Here is a 6,389-nt window from a genome sequence, read left to right on the forward strand (position 1 = left end):
AACGAACGATAAAAAGCTTCCATAATAAATGTTGCAACTAAAGCTCCTGGATCAAGAAGTTCTCTTGAAGCCTCTCCTCTTGTTGCAGCACGACCATGAACGGCAATCATACCTTTGGTATTATTATATCCTTTCACAGAAGCCATATATGCTTTTTGAGCACTTTCTTCTAATGGTAATTCTTTTGTTTCAATAAGAGTCTCAATTGCTGGATTTAATCCATCCACAAATGTTTTCTCTCCAATATTAGCTTTACCTCTATGAATAACTCCATCAAGAAATGACTTAAATATTTCATTAATATCATCTCTATCTAATTCTGTTTTACCCTTTAAAGTTTTGCCCGCTTGCATAAGACCTGAAGCCATTAATGTTCCCATTGTTGATGGTACTGCAGTACTCATAGCCTTTCCTGCAATATAAAGTACTTTTCCACAGTCTTCTTCGCCATTATCTTTAACAGCGTTATAAGCAGCACTAAAACCATCACTCATGGTTAATCCAAGATCACCATCACCTACAATGCTATCTTCTTGTATTAAATTATCTCTTTGAGCACACATAATTTCAGCAGCTTTTTTTAGAAAGTTTTTAATTAATGTTGAATTCATTTTTCAAATTCTCCTATAGTTGTTGAAAAAAAGGTGTTTGAGCTGGAGCATCTAAATACTTCTTGAGTTCATCGTCTAATTTTAGTATTGAAATTGATACACCTGCCATCTCGATAGCAGTAGCATATTCACCTACATAATATCTATGTACTTTGATGCCTTCTGATTTTAGAATTTCATCTATTTTTCTTAACATGATATATTGTTCATCTAATGGAGTAGCTCCTAGTCCATTAACCATAACAGCTACTTCATCGCCAGAGACAAAAGGAATATCGCTAATAATCTTATCTACCATTTCTTTAGCAACTGCATCAGCTGGTTCTAATTTTCCTGTTCTAATTCCAGTTTCTCCATGAATACCCATTCCGATTTCCATTTCATCATCTGCAATTGTGAATCCAGGTTTACCAACTCTAGGAACAATACAAGGAGTGAGTGCAACACCCATTGTTCTAACATTAGCACAAGCTTTTTCTGCAATTCTTTTTACTTCGCTTAAAGGAAGCATCGCATCGGCTGCTGCACCTGCACATTTATATACAAATACAATGCCAGCAACACCTCTACGGGTATTTTTCTTATCTGTAGCTGCAGGAGCAGCTGATGCAACATCATCCCCTGCTACAACTGATTCAACTTTAATATCTTCTTCAAATTCAGCCATTTCTGCAGCCATATCAAAATTGAAGATATCACCATTGTAATTGCCGTAAATGTATAGCACACCTGCTCCGCTATCAATATGTTTAGTACATTCAAACATTTGTTCTGCGCTAGGACTCTGGAATACATCACCAACAGAACATGCATCAAGCATACCTTTTCCAACATATCCTAAAAAAAGAGGTAGGTGACCACTACCACCACCTGTTGCAATACCAACTTTTCCTTCTTTCTTATTTGCTGATACTAAACAATGAACATCATTGTTTGCATAAGTAATTAAGTCCGGATGTGCAATATAAAGACCCTGTAACATCTCTGTTACGTAATTTTCTGGTTTGTTTATTAGTTTTTTCATTTTTTTATGCTCCTATAAAGTAATTTCAATTTGATTTTCGATTGGATAATTGATAACAATACAATCATTTTTGTAGGTTCTCTCTGGTAAAACAACCATTACATGTCCCTCTTCTTTATCAATAGAAAAAGGTGCTAGATGATAAACACCAACATTTAATTTTACAATTGTACCTTTTTTAATAATAAATGCTTCTGTGAGTTCTGGTTTAATCTCGACACTTGGGGGAGCTACATGAATTACAATATCAGTATCGATAGGTAATAGTATTTCTCCTGTGTAATTATGATATTCAACAGTTTCTACAATCATCTTATTAGGTTTATAAACCTTTAATGAAGAAAATCCTGTACTCATACTTTTGTTCATTGGATTAATTAAGTGATCTGGATAAAAGTCTCCAAGGTTATTTCCTTGAGGATTTATCATGTCATAAAAACATCCAAATTTTTTAAAATTATCATTATTAATGATATTAGCTTTAATCTTTCTCATCTATTTTACCTTATCCTTTCTTTCATCTAAATAATTTGTTATTAGAATTGCAAATACTAAAATTAAACCAAATACAAATGTTTTTAAGAATGAATTAATTCTCATTATATTAAAAGCACTTGATATCAATTGAAGTAGAATAACAGCTAAAGCAACACCGAATATATTACCTTTACCACCATCTGGATTAGTACCACCTAGAACAACAATCAAAAGAGTTAATAGAGTATAAGATTTACCATAATCACTCTTAGCTGAATTGTAGTGGCTTGAAATAAGTATTCCACTTATAGCTCCTGTCATTCCACTAATCATATAAGTTGTTAGAGTTACTTTTAAATTGTTAATTCCAGAATACTTGGAAGCTATTTCATTTGTTCCCATAAATTTTAGTTGTTGACCATAAACAGTTGATCTTAAAATATAAGCAGTTATTATAGTTACAGCTATAAAGATATAGAAAGGAAGTGGAATTCCAATGAAGTTTTCATTTGCTATCTTTTCGAAATTCGAAGGTAGTCCTGTCATTGCAGGTCCTTTAGTTATTGCTAGACCTAAACCTTGGAATAGTTGAAGACCACCTAGAGTTACAAGCATTGCAGGTATCTTTAGATATCCAATTAAGAAACCATTAAATAGACCACAGGCTGCACCTGTTAAGAGAGCTGCTAATATTCCAAGTGTCATTGAGAACGGTGAGTTCCCTAAAGCAATCATTACTGATGCTCCTATAATACTAGCAAAGTTTGCAATTCCAACAAGTGATAAATCAATACCACCACTCATCATTGCAAGCATCATACCAAAGCATAAGATACCATATTCAGGTAGTTGTATTAGCATACCTCTCATATTAGCGGGACCCAAGAAAGATCTAGGTTCTAATATGCTCATTATTATGAATACTGCAATAATTAATGAGCTTATCATTAAATTATGTTTATTTATTTTGTTTAGTGAATTTTTATTAATCATTTTGTTCTCCTAAATCTTTGCACTGTTTGCTATTAACTTAGCACGAACAGAAGTTATTCCTGTTCCTAAAACAATGATTAATCCAACAACAAATGTTTGGAAATGAGTAGGTACTCCAACTATAACTAAGTTGTTTTGCACTAAAGCTATTAGAAGTACTCCTAAAATAGTACCAATAACAGTACCATGACCACCGGTAATTCTAGTTCCACCAACAACAACTGCTGCTATTACCATCATCTCAGAACCCATAAGGTTTTGAGGGCTTGCTTGTCTCATTAATATTGTATATGTAACACCACCAACAGCTGCAAAAACACCGGCAAACATGTAGAGAATACTTTGAATTTTTACAACATCATATCCGGCAATTCTAGCGGCATTCTTATCACCACCAATTGCATAGATACCTCTTCCAAAGATAGTGAACTTAAGAACAATATATATAAATAATAGTAGTATGATTGGAATTAGTATTAATGAAGTCATTCTGTAAGATATTCCGTTATCACAAACATAAGTAAATAAGAATGATTTTGATAAACTATCAATGTGCTCTGGAATTGCAGATAATTCTCTAGTTCCTAAAAAGGCAAGGGTTGCACCATTTGCAATACTGCTTACACCTAGTGTTGCAATTAAAGGAGACATTTTTTTCTTTGCAACTAGGAACGCATTTAAGGCACCAAAGGCTAATCCACTTAAACAGGCTACTCCATAGAAGAAGAATACATTATCAATTTGAAATTTTATTATTAATATTATTGTTGAATAAGCAGAAAAACAAGCAATAGCTGGGAATGAAATATCAATTCCACCACTAATAATGATTACCATTTCAATAGTCGCAAATATTAGTGTAATTAACATAACTCTTAAAAGTGAAATAATTGTTGCTCCACTAAGAAAAGCTGGATTCACAATACTAATTAGCATAGATAATACAATAATTGTATAAGCAACAATAGCTTCATTTGTTGTTAATTTTTGTTTTAATCTAGAATTCATTCTGCTTTTTCTCCCTTGCTGCTTGACGGATAATTTCTGTAACTTGAGCCTCTGTATAATTGCTCATTTTTAAAACTCCTGAACTCTCACCATGATTCATGATTATCATCTTATTGCAATTGTAATAAAGCTCACTTAAATCATCTGAAATAATTATTATACCAACACCTGTTTTGGCAAGGTTATGTAAAATCTTATGGATATCAGCTTTTGAACCAATATCAACACCAACTGTTGGACCATTAAGGATTAATAATTCAGGGTGAGTGTTTAGCCATTTAGCTATAACCATCTTCTGTGCATTACCACCTGATAAAGTTTTTATTAGAGCTGAAGTAGATGGAGCAACACAACCAATATCTTTAATCCATTGATTTGTTACATCGTCTATCCTTTGACGATTAAGTTTACCCTTATCCATATATTCTGATAGAGATGCTGCTACAGTGTTATCGCTAATAGATCTTTCAAGAAATAATCCTTGTGTAAGTCTATCTTCCGGAACATAGCCTATTTTGTTAGCTACTGCATCTGGTATAGATTTAATAGGTTTTGTTCTTCCGTTAATTGTAATTGTTCCTGAAGTAGCTGGTGAAATACCAAATAAAGTATCACCAATTTCAGATCTACCAGAGCCTAAGAGTCCTGTAATACCAAGAACATCACCTTTGTTTAATGTAAAATTAACATCATTAAAACAACCCTCAAGACTTAAATTTGATACATTTACAATCTTTTCCGTGTTGTCATCATTTTCATACAATTCATCTACGATAGCTCTGCCTGTCATGCACTTAATAAATCTAGCTCTATCAAATTCTTCAATAGGACCCGTTGCAACATTTTCACCATTTCTTAGAATAGTAAGATGGTCTGCAATATCAAATATTTCTTCAAGTTTGTGATTTACAATTACAATAGCCATGCCTTTTTCTTTTAAGCATCTAAGAGTTGTATTTAACATATCAACTTCTCTAGCGGTTAAGGCAGTAGTAGGTTCATCTAAAATTAATAATTTAGCATCATTAATAATGGCCCTAGATATTGCAACCATTTGTTTATTTGAGACACTTAATCTTTCAACTAATACATCAGGGTCTATTTCTGCTCCAATCATTGCCATTGCTTTAAGAGCAAGTTCTTTTGCATTTTTCCAATTCATTTTCTTATTGTTGTCAAGAAGGTTCTTGTTCATTGCTATATTTTCAGCAACTGTTAGATTTGGGAAAACTGCAAAATCTTGATAAATACCCTGTATCCCTTTGTGAATGGAATCAATAGGATTGAGGTTTTTAATTTCTTTATTATCAATAAAAATTTTTCCTGATGTTGGGTTATGAGTTCCAGATATTACTTTAATTAAAGTTGATTTACCACAGCCATTTTCACCTGCAAGGCAGTGTATTTCACCAGTGTTAATTGTTAAATCAACGCCTTTTAGGGCTTTAACCCCTGTAAATTCTTTTTTTATTTTTTCAAGATGAATAAATTCTTGTACCATTATTATTTACTCCACTAATAAAATAATGAGGGAGAAAAATTTGTTTTTCTCCCTCTTGTTGTTATTAAAATTTATTAGAAATTAATAGCTGGGTCGTCAACGTTTTCTTTTGTTATATCAATCCATGCTTGACCCGATAAAACACCGTTAGTTAAAGTTAAATTTTCATAACCAGGAACATTTAGGTTTAAGCCGTTTTGAATAGGTTCTTTATTTAATACTTTAATAGCTAATTCAATCATTGCTTTACCAGCTAGTGCAGGATCCCAGAATGATGCCATTGTAATAGTGCCGTCTTTGATATATTTACCAGCAACAGAAACTAAAGAAGTACCACAAATTGCAATTTTACCTTGTAGCCCAAGTTCTTCTACTGCTAGTGCTGCACCAGCAATATCAGACATCGCTGATCCTTGAATAGCTTTAATATTAGGATTAGCTGTTAGAACTTCTTTTACTTTGTTATATGAAGTATTTAGGTTATCAGCTGTTTCAATTTTATCACCATATTGTTTCATATTAGGATATTTTTCTTCTTGGAGTTTTTTTGCTGCATCAACCCATTGGTTATGTGATGCAGTAGTAAGAGATCCAACTTCAAAAATATATTCACCTTCACCACCAGTTAATTCACCAAGTTTGTCCATGAAGTGAGCACCATATGCTGCGTTTGAGAAAGCTTCCAAATCATAATCATAGTTTTTCATTGATGAAGCTTCCTGTGTAATAACTACAATTCCAGCCTCACGAGCTTTTTTCAAAACAGGTTCTAAAG

General features: G+C 32.8%; 7 protein-coding genes. All 7 read right to left on the reverse strand.

Annotated features, from left to right (window positions below; all coding sequences use genetic code 11):
* Positions 1–611: dihydroxyacetone kinase subunit L (locus JJE11_RS12420; RefSeq protein WP_291636066.1), on the reverse strand; the 611-nt coding region annotated here is incomplete at its 3' end.
* 13 nt (positions 612–624) lie between these two features.
* Positions 625–1,635, reverse strand: a complete 1,011-nt coding sequence (locus JJE11_RS12425; RefSeq protein ID WP_291636068.1) for a dihydroxyacetone kinase subunit DhaK — start codon at positions 1,633–1,635, stop codon at positions 625–627.
* Positions 1,636–1,647: 12 nt separating this feature from the next.
* Positions 1,648–2,130, reverse strand: a complete 483-nt coding sequence (locus tag JJE11_RS12430) for a DUF4867 family protein (protein ID WP_291636070.1) — start codon at positions 2,128–2,130, stop codon at positions 1,648–1,650.
* The gene (locus JJE11_RS12435; RefSeq protein WP_291636072.1) at positions 2,131–3,105 is read right to left on the reverse strand and encodes an ABC transporter permease; all 975 of its coding nucleotides are present in this window, start codon (positions 3,103–3,105) and stop codon (positions 2,131–2,133) included.
* Positions 3,106–3,114: 9 nt separating this feature from the next.
* Entirely contained in the window at positions 3,115–4,113 is a 999-nt protein-coding gene (locus tag JJE11_RS12440; RefSeq protein WP_291636074.1) for an ABC transporter permease, read from the reverse strand.
* Positions 4,103–5,614 carry a sugar ABC transporter ATP-binding protein gene (locus tag JJE11_RS12445; RefSeq protein ID WP_291636075.1) on the reverse strand — a complete coding sequence of 504 codons (1,512 nt, stop codon included), beginning with the start codon at positions 5,612–5,614 and terminating at the stop codon, positions 4,103–4,105. The genes JJE11_RS12440 and JJE11_RS12445 overlap by 11 nt, the downstream gene beginning before the upstream one ends.
* A 74-nt stretch (positions 5,615–5,688) precedes the next feature.
* Positions 5,689–6,389: substrate-binding domain-containing protein (locus JJE11_RS12450; protein ID WP_291636077.1), on the reverse strand; the 701-nt coding region annotated here is incomplete at its 5' end.

It is taken from the genome of Clostridium sp. (assembly GCF_016650095.1).
In the GTDB taxonomy this organism is placed as follows: Bacteria; Bacillota; Clostridia; order Clostridiales; family Clostridiaceae; genus Clostridium_AD.